Raw genomic sequence first — 1,524 nt, forward strand, 5'->3', positions numbered from 1 at the left:
CCAAAGAGCGACCGTTTTCGCTACCTAGGATCTATCTTGCAAAAGAACGGAGAATTAGATGGAGATCTCAACCATAGAATACAAGCTGGATGGATGAAGTGGAAGAGTGCATCCGGCGTGTTGTGTGACCGCCGTATGCCACTGAAGCTCAAGGGAAAATTTTATAGGACGGCAATAAGGCCGGCGATGCTGTATGGCACAGAATGTTGGGCGGTGAAGCATCAACACGTACACAAAATGGGTGTAGCGGAGATGAGGATGCTTCGTGGGATGTGTGGGCACACGAGAAAGGATAAGATTAGGAATGAGGATATCCAAGGTAAAGTAGGAGTAGCCGAAATTGAAGGAAAGATGAGAGAAAATCGGTTACGGTGGTTTGGACATGTGCAAAGAAGGCCTACTGACGCTCCGGTTCGAAGATGTGACTACGGAACAGAGGTTCGGGGCCGAAGGGGTAGAGGAAGACCTAGGAAAACTTTGGAAGAGACTCTAAGAAAAGACTTAGAGTACTTGGATCTAACGGAGGACATGACACAGGACCGAGCGCAATGGCGTTCTAGGATTCATATAGCCGATCCCACTCAGTGACATGGATTTTCCAAGTCTCCAACCGAGAAGTTGTCCTCGTTCGGGAAATTAAGGGAACACTACCTCAACCTACATGCTCCACTCACAAAGCTCCCATACAAGCTTCAACAAAAGAAAATTCAAAGAACTTAGCGAAGAAGGATTGGTGTATTTAACACAATACGTTGAAATGAAGGAAAGCTTATTTATTGATATTCCCGATAAGTTACAAATATGTACATATACATGAGTCAAAATAAACAAACAAGAGGGAGCCTTCACAAAGGTTGCTTAGGAGAAGTCTCAGCAGTCGGTAGAGCCCCAGAAAGAGAAGGCACCGGAGGGTGGATCATTCGGAGCCTCAGTACTGGACAGAACCCTAGAAGGAGGAGGCATCAGAGGTTGATCATTTGGAGCTTCATTACGCGGTACAGCCCCAGAAGACGAAGGCAATAAATGCCTTTGGAACAAACCCACAAACCTCTGATGATCAAGTAAAACCTGACCATCAGATTCCTTCATCTGGTCAAGCTTCCTCTTCATGTTTGTAGCATAGTCATGTGCGAGCCTGTGCAACTGTTTATTCTCATGCTTGAGCCCTCTAATCTCCTGTTTGAGACTCATCACTTCAGCCGCCAATGATTCAACTTGGCGGGTTCGAGCAAATAGGCGTTGGGCCATATTAGACACAGAACCTGCACACTGAACACTGAGAGCCAGAGAATCCTTAACAGCCAACTCATCAGACCGTTTGGAAAGTAGTCTGTTATCTTTGGGAGTGAGAAGGTTCCTGGCCACCACCGCAGCGGTCATATCATTCTTCATCACGGAATCCCCAACGGTAAGAGGACCAGTAGGGGATAAGAAGGATGGGCGCCATATGTTGTCTGGAGAAGGCGTGGCTGCCTCTTCAACAAGGTTCAAGTCAAAACGACGGTCGGATGGGCCAGACATTTT

General features: G+C 46.9%; 2 protein-coding genes. One reads left to right on the forward strand and one right to left on the reverse strand.

The features are described from left to right. The first annotated feature begins 36 nt into the window (after window positions 1-36). On the forward strand, window positions 37-588 hold the full coding sequence (locus tag B879_RS23700) for a hypothetical protein (protein WP_202949670.1): 552 nt from the start codon (window positions 37-39) through the stop codon (window positions 586-588). A gap of 282 nt (window positions 589-870) precedes the next feature. Here B879_RS23700 and B879_RS23705 read toward each other — a convergent pair. Next, window positions 871-1,524, reverse strand: a 654-nt coding sequence (locus tag B879_RS23705; protein ID WP_157231771.1) for a hypothetical protein, incomplete at its 5' end; no start/stop codon positions are given.

The organism is Cecembia lonarensis LW9, from assembly GCF_000298295.1.
Classification (GTDB): domain Bacteria; phylum Bacteroidota; class Bacteroidia; order Cytophagales; family Cyclobacteriaceae; genus Cecembia; species Cecembia lonarensis.